General features: G+C 65.5%; 17 protein-coding genes. 11 read left to right on the top strand and 6 right to left on the bottom strand.

Annotation, left to right across the window (positions count from 1 at the left end; translation table 11 throughout):
* Nucleotides 1-128 precede the first annotated feature (128 nt).
* Nucleotides 129-917 carry an SDR family NAD(P)-dependent oxidoreductase gene (locus GGC47_RS18245; RefSeq protein ID WP_142023232.1) on the bottom strand — a complete coding sequence of 263 codons (789 nt, stop codon included), beginning with the start codon at nucleotides 915-917 and terminating at the stop codon, nucleotides 129-131.
* Between the two features lie 110 nt (nucleotides 918-1,027).
* Here GGC47_RS18245 and GGC47_RS18240 point away from each other — a divergent pair, with 110 nt between their 5' ends.
* Complete coding sequence (locus tag GGC47_RS18240; protein WP_142023233.1) at nucleotides 1,028-1,591, top strand: TetR/AcrR family transcriptional regulator; 564 nt, start codon at nucleotides 1,028-1,030, stop codon at nucleotides 1,589-1,591.
* A gap of 44 nt (nucleotides 1,592-1,635) precedes the next feature.
* On the opposite strand, the gene GGC47_RS18235 is transcribed toward GGC47_RS18240, so the two are convergent.
* Nucleotides 1,636-2,514, bottom strand: a complete 879-nt coding sequence (locus tag GGC47_RS18235; protein ID WP_038363422.1) for a LysR substrate-binding domain-containing protein — start codon at nucleotides 2,512-2,514, stop codon at nucleotides 1,636-1,638.
* 106 nt (nucleotides 2,515-2,620) lie between these two features.
* Between GGC47_RS18235 and GGC47_RS18230 the strand changes: the two genes are divergently transcribed.
* The 7 genes from GGC47_RS18230 (at nucleotide 2,621) to GGC47_RS18200 (ending at nucleotide 11,274) form a co-directional block, all read left to right on the top strand.
* Nucleotides 2,621-3,766 carry a 2-aminoethylphosphonate--pyruvate transaminase gene (locus GGC47_RS18230; protein ID WP_142023208.1) on the top strand — a complete coding sequence of 382 codons (1,146 nt, stop codon included), beginning with the start codon at nucleotides 2,621-2,623 and terminating at the stop codon, nucleotides 3,764-3,766.
* Nucleotides 3,767-3,776: 10 nt separating this feature from the next.
* Nucleotides 3,777-5,030, top strand: coding sequence for a phosphonoacetate hydrolase (phnA, locus tag GGC47_RS18225; protein ID WP_185748056.1), 1,254 nt, complete (start codon nucleotides 3,777-3,779; stop codon nucleotides 5,028-5,030).
* 1 nt (nucleotide 5,031) lies between these two features.
* A complete protein-coding gene (gene phnY, locus GGC47_RS18220) occupies nucleotides 5,032-6,483 on the top strand; it encodes a phosphonoacetaldehyde dehydrogenase (RefSeq protein WP_142023206.1) in 1,452 nt (483 codons plus the stop codon).
* A 106-nt stretch (nucleotides 6,484-6,589) separates the two neighbouring features.
* Nucleotides 6,590-7,609, top strand: coding sequence for a putative 2-aminoethylphosphonate ABC transporter substrate-binding protein (locus tag GGC47_RS18215; RefSeq protein ID WP_142023205.1), 1,020 nt, complete (start codon nucleotides 6,590-6,592; stop codon nucleotides 7,607-7,609).
* A gap of 116 nt (nucleotides 7,610-7,725) precedes the next feature.
* Nucleotides 7,726-8,820: a putative 2-aminoethylphosphonate ABC transporter ATP-binding protein gene (locus GGC47_RS18210; protein WP_142023204.1), complete on the top strand. Its 1,095-nt coding sequence runs from the start codon at nucleotides 7,726-7,728 to the stop codon at nucleotides 8,818-8,820.
* Entirely contained in the window at nucleotides 8,817-10,532 is a 1,716-nt protein-coding gene (locus GGC47_RS18205; protein ID WP_142023203.1) for a putative 2-aminoethylphosphonate ABC transporter permease subunit, read from the top strand. Before GGC47_RS18210 ends, GGC47_RS18205 begins: the two co-directional genes overlap by 4 nt.
* Before the next feature lie 10 nt (nucleotides 10,533-10,542).
* Nucleotides 10,543-11,274, top strand: a complete 732-nt coding sequence (locus GGC47_RS18200; protein WP_142023202.1) for a metallophosphoesterase family protein — start codon at nucleotides 10,543-10,545, stop codon at nucleotides 11,272-11,274.
* A 9-nt stretch (nucleotides 11,275-11,283) separates the two neighbouring features.
* On the opposite strand, the gene GGC47_RS18195 is transcribed toward GGC47_RS18200, so the two are convergent.
* Nucleotides 11,284-12,153: a LysR substrate-binding domain-containing protein gene (locus tag GGC47_RS18195; protein ID WP_142023201.1), complete on the bottom strand. Its 870-nt coding sequence runs from the start codon at nucleotides 12,151-12,153 to the stop codon at nucleotides 11,284-11,286.
* A gap of 145 nt (nucleotides 12,154-12,298) precedes the next feature.
* Between GGC47_RS18195 and pbfA the strand changes: the two genes are divergently transcribed.
* Together pbfA and GGC47_RS18185 are read left to right on the top strand one after the other, a co-directional pair.
* Nucleotides 12,299-13,660, top strand: coding sequence for a (R)-1-hydroxy-2-aminoethylphosphonate ammonia-lyase (gene pbfA / locus GGC47_RS18190; protein ID WP_142023200.1), 1,362 nt, complete (start codon nucleotides 12,299-12,301; stop codon nucleotides 13,658-13,660).
* A 9-nt stretch (nucleotides 13,661-13,669) separates the two neighbouring features.
* A complete protein-coding gene (locus tag GGC47_RS18185; RefSeq protein WP_142023199.1) occupies nucleotides 13,670-14,680 on the top strand; it encodes a 2-hydroxyacid dehydrogenase in 1,011 nt (336 codons plus the stop codon).
* 161 nt (nucleotides 14,681-14,841) lie between these two features.
* Here GGC47_RS18185 and purU read toward each other — a convergent pair whose 3' ends face one another.
* The 3 genes from purU to GGC47_RS18170 form a co-directional block, all read right to left on the bottom strand.
* Nucleotides 14,842-15,744, bottom strand: a complete 903-nt coding sequence (gene purU / locus GGC47_RS18180; protein WP_142023198.1) for a formyltetrahydrofolate deformylase — start codon at nucleotides 15,742-15,744, stop codon at nucleotides 14,842-14,844.
* An 11-nt stretch (nucleotides 15,745-15,755) separates the two neighbouring features.
* Nucleotides 15,756-18,176, bottom strand: coding sequence for a GcvT family protein (locus tag GGC47_RS18175; RefSeq protein WP_142023197.1), 2,421 nt, complete (start codon nucleotides 18,174-18,176; stop codon nucleotides 15,756-15,758).
* Between the two features lie 73 nt (nucleotides 18,177-18,249).
* Nucleotides 18,250-19,020, bottom strand: a complete 771-nt coding sequence (locus GGC47_RS18170; protein ID WP_112763705.1) for a DeoR/GlpR family DNA-binding transcription regulator — start codon at nucleotides 19,018-19,020, stop codon at nucleotides 18,250-18,252.
* Nucleotides 19,021-19,570: 550 nt separating this feature from the next.
* Here GGC47_RS18170 and GGC47_RS18165 point away from each other — a divergent pair.
* Nucleotides 19,571-20,473: a helix-turn-helix domain-containing protein gene (locus tag GGC47_RS18165; RefSeq protein WP_142023196.1), complete on the top strand. Its 903-nt coding sequence runs from the start codon at nucleotides 19,571-19,573 to the stop codon at nucleotides 20,471-20,473.
* Nucleotides 20,474-20,576 lie beyond the last annotated feature (103 nt).

Genomic DNA, 20,576 nt, shown 5'->3' with positions numbered 1-20,576 from the left:
GCATGTCGCCCAGTCGCAACTGCTGTTTCTTGCCGTAGCGGTCGAGGATGAAGGCCTTCATGATGCTGTTCCTCCAGATCAGGCGTCAGCCATGATGGCGGCCGGATAATCGATGTTTCGTTTGATGCTCAGGCGCCCGTGCGATACCGCTCGGCGGGGCGTGCATTCCGGTAGTTCGGAAGCATGGCCTGACGCGCGGCCTCAAGCGCGTCCCACTGCCCGGCATCGGGAAGCGGCGGGATTGTCACAGCTTCGCGGCGGTCGAAGCCCACCAGCGCCGCATCGACCAGATCGCCCACCTCCATAACCCCGGTCATGGTATCGACCTCGGCGCCGACATGGTCCCAGATCTCTGTTCGCGTCGTGGCGGGAAGCACGGCCTGGACGTAGACGCCCTTTGGGCCGAGCTCGAGGCTGAGTCCCTGCGACAGGAACAGAACAAAGGCCTTGGTTGCGCCGTAGACGCTCATTCCGAATTCCGGCGCCAGGCCGACCACGGAGCCGATGTTGACGATCGCCCCTTCGCCGTTCTCTGCAAGTCGCGGAGCGATGGCGCTGGCAAGCCGCAGAGGTGCGGTCGTATTGAGCGCCACGAGGCGTGCCACGTCATCGGTGCTCTGCTCGATAAAGCTGCCGCCAATGGCGGTTCCGGCGTTGTTGACGAGAACCCCGATACGGACATCGTCGCGCAGCCTGGTCTCCACCGTCGCAAGGTCTCCCGGTCGCGTAAGGTCGGCCTGGATGATGTCGATCGCCACGCCCGTCTCCTGACGCAGCCGATCCGCCAAGGCTTCCATGCGCGCGGTGTTACGGGCGACCAGCACCAGGTCATGCCCGCGGCGCGCGAAGCGCTCGGCATAGGCGGCGCCGATGCCGGTGGAGGCGCCGGTGATGAGAACTGACGGAATGACGGTCATAGGGTTGCTCTCTTTTGTGGTCGCATTTATATTCATGACGATCATCATGATCGATGCTAAATATGATGGCCATCATGTAAGTGTCAATGGTGCTCGCGGAGAATTTTGAAATGAAGGTCAGTCGAGAACAGATGGCGGAGAACCGTCGCCGGATCCTGGATGCGGCCAGCCGGCTGTTTCGCGACAAGGGGTTCGACGCGGTCGGCGTCGCGGAGGTGATGAAAGCCGCCGGTCTCACCCATGGCGGTTTCTATGGCCACTTCAGCTCGAAGGACGATCTGATCGCGCAGACCCTTGCCCATGTCCTCGCCGCGAATGCGGGCGAAGGGGGCGATTTTCGCGCGTATCTGGATGCTTATCTTTCAACCGGTCATCGCGACAACTGCGCCGGTGGTTGCCCGACCGCTGCCCTCGCTGCGGCCGTCCGCCATCAAACCCCAGCTGCACGCTCGGCCATGACCCAGGGGCTGCGGTCGCAGCTTGACCGGATCGGCGAGGCGCTCCCGGAGTTGGATGTGGCGGACAGACGCCGCGTGGCGATCGGAAGCTTTGCGGCGATGGTGGGAGCTATGATCCTCACCCGGGCGGTAGACGATCCCGCGCTCTCGGATGAGGTCCTGGAGCAGACGCGTGATTGGATCGATGCCGGGATCAATACGGCATCCACCAGCTAAGGGCTCTGTCCGGCGTCCGGATACGGCCGAATCTGGCCTTGGTGCTAGGTCCCTTCGACGATTTGCTGCACCATCTCAAAGAAGCTCCGGACCAGAGGCAGGCGGCGCCGCTCCGCCCGGCAGGCCACATATTCTCCGACGCTGAAATCAGCGCCGGTCAAGGTCAGCCGCTTCAGGTTGGAGTCAGGTCTGAATTCGGCTTCGAAGACGACGCCAATGCCGAAGCCGGCCGCGACAGCCTCTCGAACAGCCTCGCGCGATTGCACTTCGAGCAGGTTCATCGGTTTGACGGCAGCCATCGACAGCCTGTTCTCGATCACCTCCCTCGTGATGGATCCCCGTTCGCGCAAGACGATATCCTGACCTGCGAACGCTTCGATGGGGATGCTGTCGTGCCGAGCAAGTTCGTGGTCGGCCGCGATGAACGCGATCAGATTGTCCGACCGCAGCTTGATGCTGTGGATGCGAGGATCGGAGTTCGGGCGCGCCGTGATCGCGACATCGGCGACGAAATCCATGATCTGATCGACGACCTCGGACGAGTTGCCGATGGTCAGCGAGAAGGTGAGCCCCGGGTAGTTCGCACGCATCTTCGCGAGGGCCGCCATGACATGCGTCGCGCTGTCAGCCGCAATCCGCAGATGGCCGCGCTGCAACGTTCGCGTGCCGGCCAGGAGAGCCTGCGCCTCGTCCTGGGCGGTGAACAACCGGGCGGTGATCACGAAAAGGCTCTGCCCGAGGGGGGTGAGCCTAACCTGCCTGCCCATCCGATCGAAAAGACGCACACCATACGCGTCCTCGAGCGCCTTCACCTGCGTGGAGAGCGTGGGCTGGCTGAGATTCTTGGCCTTCGCCGCGCTGGTAAAACTTCCCGCTTCGGCCACGGCATGAAACGCAGCGAGGCCGGAATAGCTGACGGCCATATCTATAGATCCTCTCTATATCAAACATGAAGAGGATGTATTGGACCTATGTCAAGAGCGTGTTCTAGCGTCGGCCATCCGCTGGAAAACGAGAGCGAGACCTGCAATGGCCCAAGCCCGACGCCCCGCCACCTCCGAAACCGGCGATCCGCTGCTTTTGACGCCGGGGCCTTTGACGACCAGCCGCGCCATCAAGGAGGCCATGGTGCATGACTGGGGCTCGCGCGACGCGACCTTCGTCGGCATCAACAAGGCGGTTCTGGAAGAGCTGCCGAAGATCATCCATGGCGGCGAGGACTTCGTCACCGTGCCGATGCAGGGCTCCGGCACCTTCGCCGTCGAAGCGATGCTGACCACCTTCGTGCCACGCGACGGCAAGATCCTGGTCCTGATCAACGGGGCCTACGGCCAGCGCGCCAAGCGCATCCTGGAGATCGCCGGCCGCGCCGTCGCCGTCCACGAGACCGCCGAGGACACCCCGCCCGATCTCACCGAGATCGATCGCATGCTGGTCGCTGACGCCGCGATCACCCACATCTTCACGGTCCATTGCGAGACGACCAGCGGCATCCGCAACCCGGTCGAGGCGATCGCCGCGCTCGCCAAGCGCCATGGCCGCCGCCTGCTGGTCGACTCGATGAGCGCCTTTGGGGCCCTGCCGCTGGACAGCCGCGAGGTCTATTTCGACGCGGTCGCCGCCTCCTCGAACAAGTGCATCCAGGGCGTTCCCGGGCTCGGCTTCGTCATCGCCCGCAAGAGCGCACTGGCCGAGACCAAGGGCAATGCCACGACGCTGGTGCTCGATCTCCACGACCAGAATGCCGGCTTCGAGCGCACCGGGCAGTACCGCTTCACCCCGCCGATCCATGTCATCGTCGCCTTCCACGCGGCTTTGCAGGAGTTCTGGGCCGAGGGCGGCGTCGCCGGCCGCGGCGAGCGCTATGCCGAGAACGCCCGCATCCTGATCGAGGGCATGGAAGGGCTCGGTTTCCGCACCTTGCTGCCGGCGGCTCGTCAGGCGCCGATCATCGTCACCTTCCACATGCCGCAGGACAAGAATTTCGTCTTCCAGCGCTTCTACGACGCGCTGAAGGATGCCGGCTACGTCATCTATCCCGGCAAGCTGACGGTCGCGGACAGCTTCCGCATCGGCTGCATCGGGGCGCTCGGCGCACAGGACATGCGCGCCTTCGTCGCCACGGTGTCGGATGTCCTTGATGAGATGGGCGTTGGCTTGAAGTCGGCCGCTTGAGGAGGTGATGATGAACATGCATTCGAAAGTCGGCGCGGATGTCGTTGCGAACGGTCGCGGATATGCGCGTCCGCAGCGTCCGGTGGTTGTGATCTGCATGGACGGTTCGGAGCCGGCCTATATCGAGGCTGCCAGCGCCAAGGGCCTGACGCCGAACCTCGACCGGATCATGAGGACCGGCGCCAGCACCCACGCCTATTCGGTGATCCCGAGCTTCACCAACCCCAACAACCTCTCGATCATCACCGGCCGCCCGCCGGCCTGGCATGGCATCGCCGGCAACTTCTTCTACGACCGCGAGGCCAAGGAAGAGGTGATGATGAACGATGCCCGCTTCCTGCGGGCGCCGACCATCCTGGCGGAGTTCCAGAAGGCCGGCTTCAAGGTCGCGATGGTCACCGCCAAGGACAAGCTGCGCACCCTGCTCGGCAAGGGCCTGGATTTCGCCTCGGGCAGCGCGATCGCCTTCTCCTCGGAGAAGGCCGACAAGGCGAACAAGGCTGAAAACGGCATCGAGAACGTGCTCGGTTTCGTCGGCATGCCGGTGCCATCCGTCTATTCGGCCGATCTCTCGGAGTTCGTCTTCGCTGCCGGCGTCAAGCTGCTGGAGACCTTCAAGCCCGACCTGATGTATCTCTCGACCACCGACTATGTGCAGCACAAGGCCGGCCCCGGTTCGGAGATGGCGGACTCGTTCTACGCCATGTTCGACGGTTACGTCGGCAAGCTCGATGCGCTCGGCTGCACGCTGGTCATCACCGCCGATCACGGCATGAACGACAAGCACCTCGCCAATGGCGAGCCGGATGTCGTCTATCTCCAGAGCCTGATGGATGAGTGGTACGGCAAGGGCACGATGCGCGTGATCCTGCCGATCACCGACCCTTACGTCGTCCATCACGGCGCACTCGGCTCCTTCGCCACGGTCTATCTGCCGGATGGCACCAGCCAGGAGGAGGTCGCAGCCCGCATCTCCGGGATCGAGGGCATCGCGCTGGCGGTGACCTCGGCGGAAGCCTGCGAGCGCTTCGAGCTGCCGGCCGACCGGATCGGCGATGTCGTGGTCGTCTCGACGCGCCAGAAGGTGATCGGCACCTCGCCGGACCGACATGATCTCTCCGGCCTCACAGAGCCGCTGCGCTCGCATGGCGGCATCACCGAGCAGCGCGTGCCGATGATCGCCAACCGGCCGATCACGGTGCCGCAGGGCCGCACGCTCCGCAATTTCGACGTCTTCGACGTCGCCTTGAACCTGGTGAACTGAGATGAACGCGACGGTGAAGCCGCCGGTGCGGCGCGAGGCGATGCGCATCGCCGGCAAGCTGGTCACGACCGACGACATGGTCGAGGTCAGGAACCCCTATGACGACAGCGTCGTCGGCCTGATCCCGGCCGCCCGGCCCGAGCATGTCCGCGAGGCCTTCGCCAAGGCCAAGGCCTTCAAGCCGACGCTCTCGCGCTACGAGCGCCAGCAGATCCTGCAGAAGACGGCCGAGCTGCTGCGCGACCGCAAGGAGCTCTTCGCGAAGCTGATCACGGCGGAAGCCGGCCTGTGCTGGAAGGACTCGCTCTATGAAGCCAGCCGCGCCTATGACGTCTGGTCCTTCGCGGCGCAGCTCACCATCAAGGACGATGGCGAGATGTTCTCCTGCGACATCTCGCCGAACGGCAAGGCGCGCAAGATCTTCACCACGCGCCAGCCGCTGCTCGGCGTGATCTCGGCGATCACCCCGTTCAACCACCCGCTCAACATGGTCAGTCACAAGCTGGCCCCGGCGATCGCGACCAATAACCGTCTCGTGCTGAAGCCGACCGAACTGACCCCGCTGACCGCGCTGGCACTCGCCGACGTGCTCTACGAAGCGGGCCTGCCGCCGGAGATGCTCTCGGTCGTCACCGGCAACCCCTCGACCATGGGCGATGCGATGATCACCGATCCCGATGCGGACCTGGTGACCTTCACCGGCTCGGTCCGCGTCGGCAAGCACATCGCCAATACCGCGGGCTACAAGCGCATCGTGCTGGAGCTCGGCGGCAACGATCCGCTGATCGTCATGGAGGATGCCGATCTCGACAAGGCGGCGGAGCTTGCCGTCACCGGCGCGACCAAGAACTCGGGCCAGCGCTGCACGGCGGTGAAGCGCATCCTGGTGGTCGAGAGCGTCGCCGACGTCTTCGCCAAGCTCGTCGTCGAGAAGGCCAAGAAGCTGAAATGCGGCGACCCGATGGACCCCGCCACTGATGTCGGCTGCGTCATCAACGCCCGCTCGGCCGCGCTCTTCCAGGCCCGCGTCGACGACGCCGTCAGCAAGGGGGCCGAGGTGCTCTACGGCAAGCGGGCGGAAGGGGCGCTGTTCCACCCGACCGTGGTCGACAAGATCCCCTACACTTGCGAGCTCGTCCATGAGGAAACCTTCGGCCCGGTGATCCCGATCATCCGCGTGCCCGACGACATCGCGCAGGTGATCGCGATCTCGAACTCGACCGCCTATGGTCTCTCCTCCGGCATCTGCACCAACCGCTACGATTACATCCAGCGCTTTGTCGCCGATCTCGAGGTCGGCACCGTCAATCTCTGGGAAGTCCCGGGCTACCGGATCGAGATGTCCCCCTTCGGCGGCATCAAGGATTCCGGCCTCGGCTACAAGGAGGGCGTCGTCGAGGCCATGAAATCCTTCACCAACGTCAAGACCTGGTCCATGCCCTGGACCGCGTGAACAAGAAAAGCCAGCGCAGGCGGAGCGATCCGCCTGCGTTTTTGCATATCAGGGGAAGAAAACGTCCGAAGAGCGTTCAAACTGATCATAAAGAGGGGATGAGATCATGAAGAACTGGCTAGCTTCCTGCGTCATCGGTGCCTTTGCGCTCGCACTTCCGGGGATCGCTCACGCGCAGAAGACCAAGGTGACGATCTACACCGCGCTGGAGAACGACCAGCTCGCGCCTTTCAAGTCGTCGATCGAGAAGGCGGTGCCCGAGGCCGAGGTCGTCTGGGTCCGCGACTCCACCGGCGTCATCACCGCCCGCTTCCTCGCCGAGAAGGACAATCCCCGCGCCGACATGGTGATGGGCCTGGCAGCGTCCAGCCTCCTGATGTTCGAGAAGGCAGGCCTGCTCGAAACCTACAAGCCTGCCGGGGCCGATGCCCTGAAGCCGGTCTTCCGCGATCCCAACAGCCCCTATACCTGGACCGGCATGGACGCCTATCTCGGCGTCGTCTGCTATAATACGGCCGAGGCCAAGGGTGTCCCGGTCCCGACCTCCTGGAAGGACCTGCTCAACCCGGCCTTCAAGGGCAAGATCGTGATGCCGCATCCGGCTTCGTCGGGCACCGGCTACCTCATGGTCGCCGGCTGGCTGCAGAGCATGGGCGAGGCCGAAGGCTGGAAGTTCATGGACGGGCTGCACGAGAATATCGGCGCCTACCTGCATTCGGGCTCCGCGCCTTGCGTCCAGGCGGCGCGCGGCGAGCGCACGATCGGGCTGGCGCTCGATATGCGCGGCGCCTCCGAGAAGAGCAAGGGCGCGCCGATCGAGGTGGTGATCCCGAAGGAGGGCGTGGGCTGGGAGATGGAAGCCAGCGCCATCGTCAAAGGCTCGAAGAATCTCGCGCTCGCCAAGAAGATCGCCGACTGGTCGACCACGAAGGACGCCAACGAGCTCTACTCCAAGACCTATGCGATCGTCGCCGCGCCCGGCGTCGAGAACAAGCCGGCGAACTACCCCGCCAATGCCGAGGCGGGGATGATCAAAAACGACCTCGGCTGGATGGCCGATAACCGCGAACGGGTGCTTGCCGAGTGGTCGAAGCGCTACGAGTCGAAGGCTGCGCCGAAGAACTGAGCCTCTGCCATGCCGCCGGCCGCGTGGGCGGCCGGCGGCATGATCCGTGCAAGACGCAAGAGAAGTCCCGCCGCTGTTCGCGGGACGGATCTCTGTCCGTTCAGATGAAGGCCGGCATGATGTCCAGCAATACGACACCCTTCCTCTCCATCCGCCAGGTCGCCAAGAATTTCGGCGCGTTCAAGGCGTTGCGCGACATCAACCTCGATATTCATCGCGGCGAATTCGTCTGCTTCCTCGGCCCGTCCGGCTGCGGCAAGACCACCTTGCTGCGGGCGGTCGCCGGCCTCGATCTCCAGGACAGCGGCACGATCCATATGGGCGGGCGCGACGTCTCGCATGCCAGCCCTTCCGAGCGCGATTTCGGCATCGTCTTCCAGTCCTATGCGCTCTTTCCCAATCTCACCGTCGCCGACAACGTGGGCTACGGGCTGGTCAACCGCCGCCGCTCCCGCGACGAGATCAGCAAGCGCGTGAACGAGCTTCTCGCCCTCGTCGGCTTGCCGGAACAGGGCAGGAAATATCCGGTCCAGCTCTCGGGCGGCCAGCAGCAGCGCGTGGCGCTGGCGCGGGCTCTCGCCACCTCGCCGGAACTGCTGCTGCTCGACGAGCCGCTCTCTGCGCTGGATGCCAAGGTGCGGGTGCGCCTGCGCGACGAGATGCGCTCGCTGCAGCAGCGGCTCGGCGTGACCACGATCATGGTGACGCATGATCAGGAGGAGGCCTTGGCGATGGCCGACCGTATCGTCGTGATGCGGGATGGCGCGGTCGAGCAGGTCGGCTCGCCCGAGGAGATCTACCGCCGCCCCGCGACGCCCTTCGTCGCCGATTTCGTCGGGCACATGACCTTCATGGACGCGATCGTGACCGGTCCGGGCAAGGTCCGCGTCGACGAGCTCGACCTCGTCGTCGCCAATGCCGCGCCCTTCGCGGTGGGCACGCCGGTGCGTCTGGCGATGCGGCCCGAGGAGGTCCGCACGCGCAGCATCGGCGAGGACACGCCCAACCGCTTCGAGGCGACGATCGGGGACCTCGCCTTCCTCGGCTCCTATTGCCGCGCGCATCTCCAGCCGACGAGCTCGCGCGCGACCAGCATCGCCGCCGATTTCTCGACCAATGCGATGCGCGATCTCGGCATTGTCCCGGGGCAGGTCCGCGCCGTCGCCTTTCCGCCCGAGGCGCTGCACGTCTTTGCCGGGGACGGACGATGAGCGATCTGGCACAGCCCCTGCCGATGACCGATACGCCCGTGAAAGTCGCGCCGCTGCGGATCAGCGAGCGCCATGTCGCCGGCGCGCTCATCCTGGCGCTCTGCTCGGTGCTGGTCCTGATCATCGCGCTGCCGCTCTGGGCGCTGCTGTCCAAGAGCCTGGAAGACACGCAAGGCAAGTTCGTCGGCCTCGCCAATTTCGTCAGCTATGCGACGACGCCCTCGCTGTTCTATTCGCTGCTCAACAGCCTGCTCGTCGCCGGCGTGACCACCGTGATCGTTGTGCCGCTGGCGTTCCTCTACGCCTATGCTTTGCGCCGGAGCTGCATCCCGGCCAAGGGCGCGTTCTATGCCGCCGCGATGGTGCCGGTCTTCGCGCCCTCGCTGCTGTCCGGCCTCGCGCTGATCTACCTCTTCGGCAATCAGGGCATCCTGAAATCCCTGATGATGGGCGCCTCGCTCTATGGCCCCATCGGCATCATCGCGGCCGAAGTGCTCTACTGCTTTCCGCATGCGATGCTGATCCTCGTCACGGCGCTGGCGCTCTCGGACGGGCGTTTGCGCGAGGCGGCGGATGCGATGGGCACCTCGCGCTGGCGCATCTTCCACACGATCACCCTGCCGGGCGCGCGCTATGGCGTGATCAGCGCGACCTTCGTCGTCTTCACGCTGGTCATCACCGATTTCGGCATTCCCAAGGTCATCGGCGGCCAGTTCAGCGTGCTGGCGACCGATGCCTACCGGCAGGTCGTCGGCCAGCAGAATTTCCCGATGGGCGCCGTCGTCGGCATCATCCTGCTGGTGCCGGCCGTGCTCGCCTTCTTCGTCGACCGCGTCGTGCAGCGGCGCCAGAGCGCGATGCTGTCCGCCCGCGCCGTGCCTTACGTCCCGCGTCCGGACCGGCGCCGCGACCTCGCGCTGCTCGGCTTCGTCGGCCTGATCGCGCTCGCCATCGTCGGCCCTTACGCGGTCGCCTTCTGGGGCTCCTTCGTCAAATACTGGCCCTATAACCTGTCGCTGACGCTGAGCAACTACGACTTCGCCCAGGTCGAGCCCGACGGCTGGGGCACCTATGCCAACTCGCTGATGCTGGCCTCGCTGACGGCGGTGATCGGCACGGCGCTGATCTTCACCGGCGCCTATCTGATCGAGAAGGTGAAGCTCTTCCCGCGCCTGCGCGCCTTCGCCCAGTTCCTGGCGATCCTGCCGATGGCGGTGCCCGGCCTCGTGCTCGGCCTCGGCTATGTCTTCTTCTACAATGCCGGCTGGAACCCGCTCGGCTTCCTCTATGGGACGCTGACGATCCTGGTGATCAACACCGTCGCGCATTTCTACACGGTCGGGCACATCACGGCGCTGACCAGCCTGAAGCAGCTCGACGGCGAGTTCGAGTCGGTCTCGGCCTCGCTCAAGGTGCCGTTCTGGTCGACCTTCCGCCGCGTGACCGCGCCGATCTGCCTGCCGGCGATCCTCGACATCGCCGTCTATGTCTTCGTCAACGCGTTGACCACGGTCTCCGCCGTGATCTTCCTCTATGGAGCCGACACCAAGCTCGCCTCGATCGCAATCGTCCATATGGACGAGGCCGGCGCCATGGCTTCCGCAGCGGGCATGGCGAGCATCATCATGGTCACCGCCATCGCGGTGAAGCTCGCTCATGTCGGCCTCGACCAACTGGTCTTCGGCCGCTTGCAGCAATGGCGCCAGCGCTAGGATGCCGAGCATGCGCCTGGGCGTGATCGCCGATGTCCATGGAAACCTGCTCGCGCTCGAAGCCGTGCTCGCGAGGCTCGATGAGATGTCCGTCGATCGCCTCATCAATCTCGGCGATTGCGCTTCCGGGCCGCTCTGGCCGGCCGAGTCCGTCGCGCTGCTGCGTTCGCGCGACATGAGCCACGTCCGGGGCAATCACGACCGGGCTCTCGGCGCGGCCTCGCCCGAGGGACTGGGGGCATCCGATGGCTATGCCTGGCGCGTGCTCGATCCGCAGGCGCGCGGCTGGCTGGCGGGCCTGCCGGTCGAGGCCATGGTCGAAGGGGCGCTCTGCTTCCATGCAACCCCCGACCATGACGAAACCTACCTGATGGAAGAGGTGTATGATGGCCGTCTCGTGCCTTCGTCGATCGCGGCGATCGAACAGCGCCTCAAGGGACGGGCGGCGCCGCTGATGCTCTGCGGGCATAGCCATCTGCCGCGCGCTACGCGGCTGAGTTCCGGTGCGATCGTGCTCAATCCCGGCAGCGTCGGGAATCCGGCCTATGACGACACGAACCCGACCCATGTTTCCGAAAGCGGCATGCCTCATGCCCGCTTTGCCGTCGTGACGCTCGGCGAGGAGATCGCGATCGAACATCACCTCGCGATCTACGATTGGGAGCGCGCGGCCAAACGGGCAGAGGCGAATGGACGCGCCGACTGGGCGCACGCCTTGCGAACCGGGACAGCGCTGCCGTAAAGCGGCGCGCTAGCCGCGCAGGGACCGCGCCAGCGCGAAAAAGGCCTGGATCGCCTTGCTGTTGCGGCGCTCGTGCAGGCAGATCAGCTTCTCGTGCATCTTGAGCGGCGGCCCGTCGAGCGGAATGCGGACGAGCCGCGGATCGTCCTCGCCGAACTCGGCCGCCGAGACGAAGCCGATCCCGCCGCCGGCCGCCACGATGGCGCGCACCGCCTCGCGGCCCTCGGCCTCGATCGCATAAGCGAGCATGACGCCCTGCTCCGCCGCACGCTGCTCCAGCAATTGCCGCGTGCGCGATCCGCGCTCGCGCATGACGAGCGGCCAGCTCGCCAGCTCTTGCAAGGAGAGCGTTGCACGGGCCGCCGCCGGATGCCCCTTCGCGGCAAAGGCGATGATCGGTGAGACGTTCAGCGGCAGCACCGCGAAGGGCCGTTCGTCGCCGAGCTCACCCAGAACGCCGATCTCGGCATCGTAGCCGATCAGCGTCTCGACGATGCTGCCGGTGTTGCCTTGCGCGATCGAGACCTGGATGCCGGGATGGCGCTCGCGGAAGGCGGTGAGCACATCGAGCACATGATGCACGGAATCCGCGACGATCCTGAGCGCGCCGGTCCGCAGCGAACGCTCCTCCTGCAACAGCTCCAGCGCCTCGCCCTCGGCACCGAACAGGCGATGCGTGACAGCCAGCAATCTTTGCCCTGCCGCTGTCAGCACGATCTGGCGATGACGGCGGCTGAACAGGGCGACGTCGTATTCCTCTTCCAGCTTCCGAACCTGATCCGAGATCGCGGGCTGGGTGAGGTTGAGCGCCAGTGCCGCCTTCGAGAACCCGCCGGACAATGCGACCTGATGGAAGGCACGGAGCTGAACGTAGCGCATGGCGGGGCGGAGCCTCGAAAAGCCGACGCGGAATGATATCGCTGAAATTTATACTTGGATATGAAATAGCGATTTTTCAGATTGATGGAACGAAGGCATTCTGAGCCTCGACAGCGCCCCGCCGGCGCGAACCGAGGCCTTTACCATGCGCGCCGAAGCCGCCGTCATCGTCCATACCGAGGGCGAATCCAACACCTCCGCGGCGCGCGGCGACTGGTCCGCCGGGATCGGCGATGCCGGTACCCGCGAATTGCTCGCGCGCGATTCCGCAGCCTTCCTGCACCAGAGCCTGTCGAGCCCCTGCCTCACAGCCATCGCCAAGGCGGAAGGCATCTGGATCGAGGACACGATGGGCCGCCGCTACATGGATTTCCATGGCAATAGCGTGCACCATATCGGCTATGGCCATCCGCGCCTGAAGGAGGCGATCAAGGCACAGCTCGACGAGCTCTGCTTTGCGCCGCGGCGCTTTACCTGCGAGCCGGCGGTCGAGCTTGCCGAGACTCTCGGGCGGCTGGCGCCGGGCGATCTCGGCAAGGTACTCTTCACCACCGGCGGCTCGGATGCGATCGAGGTCGCGCTCAGGCTCGCCCGCGCCGCGACCGGCCGGTTCAAGACCCTGTCCTTCTGGGACGCCTTCCATGGCGCCGGCTTCGGCGCCTCCAGCGTCGGTGGCGAGGCGACCTTCCGCTCCGGTATCGCCGGCCCGCTCTTGCCAGGCGCCGAGCATGTCGCCCCCTGGGGCACCCGCAACTGCGCCTATGGCCACGACAATCTGGAAGATTCCGCGCGCGCCTGCGCCCGCATGATTTCCTATGTGCTGGCGCGGGAAGGCGATGTCGCGGCGGTCGTCGCCGAGCCGATGCGGGCGACGCCTTATCCACCGGCGCCGGGCTTCTGGAAGAGCGTGCGCGAGGCCTGCGACCGGCACGGCACATTGCTGATCTTCGACGAGATCCCGACCGGTCTCGGCAAGACCGGGCGCTTCTTCGCCCATGAGCATGACGATGTGCAGCCCGACATGGTCGTGCTCGGCAAGGCGCTGGGCGGCGGCATGCTGCCGATCGCAGCGGTGGTGGCGCGGCGCGATCTCGACGTCGCCGGCGGCTATGCGATCGGCCATTACACCCACGAGAAGAACCCGGTCACGACCCGCGCGGCGCTGACCACCATCAACATCATCCGCGAGGAGGGGCTGACGGAGCGCGCCGCCGAGCTCGGCGCCTATGCGATGGAGCGCCTGCGCCATTTCGGAGCGAGCTGCGCGTCCGTGGGCGACGTGCGCGGCCGCGGTCTGCTCTTCGGGATCGAGCTCGTCTCGGACCGCGACGCCTGGACGCCTGACAATGCTTTGGCCGAGCGCGTTTATTACCGCTGCCTGGAGGCGGGCCTGAGCTTCAAGATCAGCCAGGGCAATGTGCTGACCCTGTCGCCGCCGATGGTGATCGCGCAGGCCGATCTCGAACGCGCGCTCGGCATCGTCGAGCAGGCGATCCTGGCGGGTTGAGGGGCGGTGATGAAGGCTGTCCGCACCGACCAAGAACTGGAATGCCCGGAGATCGACGCCGGGCTTCGCGCCCGCGGCGTCGATCTCGTCACACTCCCTGACGGAATCGCCGAGGAAGCGCTGATGCGGGAGGTCGCCGACGCCGACCTGCTATTGATGTGCTACACGCCCGTCACCGCGCGGGTGATCGCGGCGGCGCCCAAGCTCAAGGGCATTGTCAAATACGGCGTCGGCATCGACGCGATCGACATCCCCGCCGCGATCGCGCGCGGCATCCCCGTGGTCAACGTGCCCGAATATGCCGAGGAGACGGTCGCGGAGGGCGCTTTCGCCCTGACGATCGCGCTGGCGAAGCGCCTGCCGGAAATCGGTCGTGCCGTCCAAAGCGAGGGCTGGATCTGGCCTGCGCAGGGCTGGCTCGGCCGGGACATTTCTGGCGCGACGCTGGGGCTGGTCGGCACCGGCAAGATCGGCCGCAGCATGGCGCGGATGGCGGGGCGGGGCTTCCGCGCGCGCGTCCTCGGCTACGATCCGCATGTCGATGCGCAGACGATGGCTGCCGCCGGGATCGAGAAAGTCGACGACCTTCACGTGATGCTCAGGCAATGCGATCTGGTCTCGCTGCACAGCGTTCTCAACGAAGAAACCCGCCATATCATCGGCCGGGCGGAGCTTGCTTGCCTCAAGCCAGATGCGATCCTCGTGAACGTCTCGCGCGGCGCGCTGATCGACGAGGCGGCGCTGGTCGAGGCGGTGCTGGCGGGCAAGCTCGGCGGCGTCGGGCTCGACGTCTACAGCCAGGAGCCGCTCGCCCGTTCCGGCCATCCGCTCAGCCCGCTCTTCGGCCGCGACGACGTGATCCTGTTCCCGCACCTGACCTTCTTCACGGCCGAGGCGATGCGGCGGCTATCGGACGACACGCTGGCGCGCTGCTTCGAGGTCCTCGACGGCAGGCCAGTCCAGATCCGCTCGCGTGATCCGCGCCTGCGGGCGCAGACGCGGAACGTCGCCTTCGCGTGAGCGGTTCCAGAGCAGGCCGAGCAATCTCAAAGCCGCGCCGTCATCCCGGGCTTGCCCCGGGATCCATCGAAGGGCGCAGAGCCTTGCGATGGATCCCGGATCGGCGCTGCTGCGCAGCTTGTCCGGGATGACGGTGTGGTTCCGAGGAGAACACGTCGGTCTTAGCGGAAGATCACCGTGCGACGGCCGGCGAGCATCACCCGGCGCTCGATATGGAGCCTGAGCGCCCGCGCCAGCACGACCGCCTCGATATCGCGCCCGGCACTGACCAGATCGTCCGGCGTCAGCGAGTGGTCGGCGCGGCCAACGTCCTGGTCGATGATCGGGCCCTCGTCGAGATCGGAGGTCACATAATGCGCGGTGGCTCCGATCAGCTTCACGCCGCGATCATAGGCCTGATGGTAGGGCTTCGCGCCCTTGAAGCTCGGCAGGAACGAGTGGTGGATGTTGATCGCCCGCCCGTCGAGCGCGCGGCAGAGGTCGTTGGAAAGCACCTGCATGTAGCGGGCGAGGACGACCAGCGATGCTTCGGTCTGCGCGACGATCTCCAGCAGCTTGGCCTCCTGCTCGGCCTTGGTGGCCACCGTGACCGGCAGGTAATGGAACGGAATGCCGTAATTCTGAGCCAGCGGCTCGAAATCGCGGTGGTTCGAGACGATGGCCGGGATGGTGATGTCGAGGTTTCCCGTCGCCTGGCGAAAGAGCAGATCGTTCAGGCAATGGCCGAAGCGCGAAACCATCAGGACGACACGCTGCGGGCGCGTCGGGTCGATGGTATCCCATGCCATGCGGAAGGTTCCGGCGACGCCGTCGAATTCGCGCCGGAAGGCGGCCTCGTCGAAGCGATCACCCGCCGCAAAGGCGACACGCATGAAGAAGCGGGCGTCGCGCGGATCACTGAACTGCGCACTTTCCAGGATGTTGCAACCGTGCCGGTAAAGGACTCCGCTGACCGCATGCACGATGCCGGGCCGGTCCTCGCAGGAAAGGGTGAGGATACGGGCGGGCTTCTGCACGGCGATGTCGCGGGGAATGCTGAGCGAGAGCGGCGCAAGGTCGGTCATGGCCGCGCGCCTCACGCCGGCTTGCGATCGAGAGGCGCCGCGAGGCTGGCCGTGACGGCGACGGCCGTCCCCGCCAGATCGATCGTCCATTTGCGGGCATCGAGCCAGGCTTGATCAATTGGTTCGTGGCTTTCGGCCCAGCCGAGCGCGACGATTCCATCGACAGTCGCACCGAAGGCCGCCGAGGTGATCTCGCCGACGGGCTTGCCATCGGCCAGGATCGCCTCGCCGCCCCAAGCCATCTGGCCGGTCGGACGTGGGCCGATGAGCGCGACGAGCCTTTTGGTGCGTGGCGCGGCCTTGGCGGCGACAAGGGCTTCGCGGCCCATGAATTCGCCCTTGTTCAGATTCACGGCGAAGCCGAGACCGGCCTCGTAGGGATTGATATCGGGCGTCAGCTCACGTCCCCAGGCGCGAAAGCCCTTCTCGATGCGCAGTGAATCGACGGCGTAGTAGCCGACATCCATGAGGCCGAGATCGGCCCCGGCCTTGTGGAGCGCGTCATAGATCGCTGGCGTGAACTCGACGGGAACGTACAGCTCGAAGCCCTCACCGAGATAGGAACGGCGGCACGCCCAGCTCGTGGCATAACCGATCGTGATCTTGCGGATGGCATTGGCCGGGAAATCGGCGAGGTCGAAGGAGGTCGGCGAGAGACGGGCCAGGATCTTCGCCGCATTCGGCCCGGCAAGCGAGAGCACGGCATAGGCCGAGGTCACGTCCGTCAGCGTCGCGCCCTCCGGGAGCTGGCGCCTGATCCAATGCGCGTCGCGCGTCGCCTGGGCGGTACCGGTCAGCAGAAGATAGGTGTCCGGCGCAATTCGGGCCGCCGTCAGGTCGCTTTCGAAAGTGCCGCGCGCGTTCAGGAGAGCGGTGTAGACGGAGGTGCCCACGGGCACTGCAACGTCGTTGGCGGCCAGACGCTGCAGCGCAGCCTCGGCCTTTGGCCCCTGCAGCAGGAACTTGGCGAAGCTCGACATGTCGACGAGGCCCGCTGCCTCGCGGCAGGCCCGGTGCTCGGCCGCCACCGTGTCGAACCAGTTCTGCGGACCGAAGGAATAGCCGATCGTGCGCTCCTCCTCGGAGCGGGCAAAGTAGTTCGCGCGCTCCCAACCCATTTTCGAGCCGAAGACGGCCCCCTTGGCCGCCAGGCGATCGTAAAGCGGCGAGCGGCGGAAGGGCCTTGCCGTATCGAGCTCGCGGTTCGGCCAGGGCATGGCGTAGTGAAGGCCGAGCGTCTCCTTGATACGGTCCTTCAGCCAGGCCGGATTGTTGTTGAAATCCGCGAAGCGGCGGATGTCGACCGGCCAGAGATCGCTGGTCGCCTCGCCCTCGACGATCCATTCCGCCAGCGCGCGGCCGGCGCCTCCGGCGGAAGCGATGCCCATCGAGTTGAAGCCGGCCCCGACATAGACGCCGGCCACTTCCGGCGCCTCGCCGAGCAGAAAGTTGTTGTCGGGCGTGAAGCTCTCGGGACCGTTGAGGAAGGTCTTGATCTCGGCTGTCTCCAGCGCCGGCACGCGCTCCAGCGCGTTCTCCATCAGGATGCCGAACTGGTCCCAATCGTCGGGCAGGAGCTGGAACTCGAACGGGTGGGGGATGCCGTCCATGCCCCAGGGCTTCGCATCCGGCTCGAAGCCGCCCATGACCAGCCCGCCGACCTCCTCCTTGAAGTAGATATAGCCGTCGGGATCGCGCATCACCGGCAGGTCGGGCGTCACGCCCGCGATCTTGCCGGTGACGATGTACATGTGCTCGGCCGAATGCAGCGGCACCGAGACGCCACACATCTGTCCGATGGTGCGCGACCACTGTCCGGCGCAGATCACCAGCACCTCGCATTCGACCCGGCCCTGATCGGTCTGCACCGCCTTGACCCGGCCCTTCTCGGTCTCGATGCCAGTGACGCGGATGCCCTCGCGCACGGTCGCGCCGCCGCTGCGGGCGCCGCGTGCCAGCGCCTGCGTGATGTCGGAGGGGTTCGCCTTGCCGTCGCCGGGAAGCCAGACCCCGCCAAGCAGATCGTCGGTGCGCATCACCGGCCATTTGTCACCGGCCTCCTGCGGGCTGAGCTCCTCGATCTCGACGCCCTGTGCCCGCGCCGCCGAGATCGTCCGGCGCAACTGCGTCATGCGCTCCGGCGTCCGGGCGACGGAAACCGAACCGCAGCGTTTCCACCCGGTTGCCAGCCCGGTTTCGTTCTCCAGCGAGGCGTAAAGCTCCGTCGAATAGCGGATCAGGCGCGTCATGCTGGACTGGCTGCGGAGCTGCCCGACGAGGCCCGCCGCATGCCAGGTCGTGCCCGAGGAGAGGCGCCCCTGCTCAAGCAGCAGCACGTCGCGCCAGCCGAGCTTCGTCAGGTGGTAGGCGACCGAGCAGCCGATGATACCGCCGCCGATAATGACGACGCGAGATTGGGAAGGAATGGACATGAGCGCCTCCGCGATGAAGGCAGCTTATCGTGTCAAAACACAAAAAACAACAAAAACCACAAAATCGGTCAAATTAACCGGCGAGCACGCGAACCCTGTTTTCGGCGAGTTTTGCACCGATCGTCTCTGGCGGAAGCCGGTCGACCAGCAATGCAGCGCAACGCTCCTCGCCCTCGATTCGACTGGGCAAAACCAGCCCGAACTTGCTGCTGTCGGCCATGAGAAAGCCCTGCTCCGCCGCGTGCAGAAGCGCACCCCGGATCGCCGCTCCGGCGCGGTTGTAGTCGGTGAGCCGACCTTCCACGTCGACCCCTCCGACGCTGACAAAGGAAAGGTCTGCCGAGAGGCGCGCAATCGCCCGCAGGGCCTCGGAACCTGAGGTGGCGTCCTCATTGCGGTCGAACTCGCCGCCGATCAGAAAGACCCGGGCCCCCGGCAAGCGGCTGACCAACCGCGCGTTTTCCAGGGACGTCGTGTGGACCACCAGCCTCTTGCGGTCCGATCTGGCCAGCGCGCGGGCTACGGCTTCGGTCGTCGTGCCGGAATCGAGCAGGATCGTCATGCCGTCGCCGAGCATCGAGGCCGCCAGGCTGGCGATCCGTTCCTTGCCCTCGCGATTCACGGACCGGCGGCTCGCGAACGATGCTTCCGAGCGCTCGTTGCGAATGGCTCCGCCATGAACGATCGACAGCCGTCCGTCTGCGGACAAGACCTTGAGGTCGCGCCGGATGGTTTCGCGCGAAACCTCAAGCGATCGGGCAAGCTCCTCGACAGTGACGGATTCCAGCCGATCGAGGTCGTCCAGGATGGCGCGATGCCGTCGCGCTGCAATATCGCGTGTCATGCAAACGAGACCAAAAGTCCGATCCAGCGGATGAATTCAATCGGCATATGCCCGCGACGGGCGCTTGGCAATCGAGCTCGCTTGGCCACTGGCGCAGCGGGAACAAGCCTCTTCTGGCAGGATCAGGAGCCCAGATTCGCCATCGACCTTCGGTGTCCCGCCTGTGCGACAGGACGATCGCACAGAGCGCGGCGCCGTTCGGAGTGTCGGCCGCCCGAAGCATTCGTCTGCTCCGCTCCTGCTTCCCGCGAGGGTTTCCAGATATGTAAGGCCGATCTCTTCGCGGCTGCGCGGCTCGGTGCAAGCCGCATATTCGCTCGTCAGCGGCCGCTGCATGGGGATCGGCGGATCCGGTTGCTCGAACGGGATTGGGCGACTGGCGCGGCACGCAAGCCGGAGTTTGCATCGCGGCCCGTTCGCAAACTGTCCGGTGAGATCAACGTCGACCGTTCTGTCGCGGAATCGAACCTAAGATGGCTGCGGGGTCGTTGGTGGCCAGTCCAAACGATCGATGCTATTGGAGGCGGTCTTTGCAGCTTGATCCAATTCGATGCAGCTGAACCCGCTTCTTCACGCTGAGCTTGTCACAGGTCGAAGGCAGTCAGCTCTCATCGATCTTTGGTCGACGACGGGCTTTGCTGCGGCCGTGAGCGAGGTGACCGGGCCACATCTCTACGAGTTTGGCGAACTGCCTGTCCCGACGGTCGCGATCACACTCTACGACGTCCGCCGCCACGTGTTGATCGAAGATGGCCGGATCCGGCGCGACGGGCCCGTTCATGCGGGGCGTTTTCGCATCGGGCAGCCGGGGCGCAGTGTCGTCGTGGATGCGGTGCCCGAGGTCGGATCCGGAAAACTGCTGCTGCTCTACCTTGGCAAAGCGCTGCTCAAGGAGGTCGGTGCCGCGCGCGGATCAGCCGCCCCGATCGCTCTGATGGACATGGCTTGGGATATCGAAGATCCGCTGCTGAAAATGTCGGCCCAGCGGCTGGTCGAAGCGAGCGACAGCGGCCAGCGGCCCAATGCGCTCTTGGCCGAGCAGATCGCCTACACACTCGCGCTGCACCTGTCGGACCGTTACGCAGCTCCTGGCTCGCCGAAATCCGATCGTCTACCGAGCCTGGACGAGACAATGTGCGCCCGCGTTGCAGAGTTCGTACAAGCCAACGCCAGCGCTCCGGTCACCTTGGCTGCGATGGCGCAAGTGGCTGGCATGACCCCTTCCAGCTTCATCCGAAGTTTCAAGCGCTCCACCGGCCTGACACCGCACCGTTTCGTGGTGGAACAACGCGTGCTCGCCGCCCGGCGACTGCTCGCGACCTCCAATCTGCCGATCGTCGAGATCGCCCTCGCGGTTGGCTTCTCCTCGCAGTCGCATTTCGGCGTCGCTTTTCGAGCCATAACGGGCGAGAGTCCGGCGCGCTATCGCCGCCTGCAGCGCGGGCACGGATAATTTTTCGACAAAACGGCGGACGTTGGTGTGCCGCTGGAGAATTTTCCGGCAGACGTCTCCCAACGTTTTGGAAGACCTCTCCTTCGAGCTGATCGCCCATGGA

Origin of the sequence: Allobosea sp. OAE752, from assembly GCF_050433265.1 — a bacterium.
Classification (GTDB): domain Bacteria; phylum Pseudomonadota; class Alphaproteobacteria; order Rhizobiales; family Beijerinckiaceae; genus Allobosea; species Allobosea spartocytisi.
Note: the sequence above shows the minus strand (reverse complement) of the source record. Positions and strands in the feature narration are given on the sequence as shown.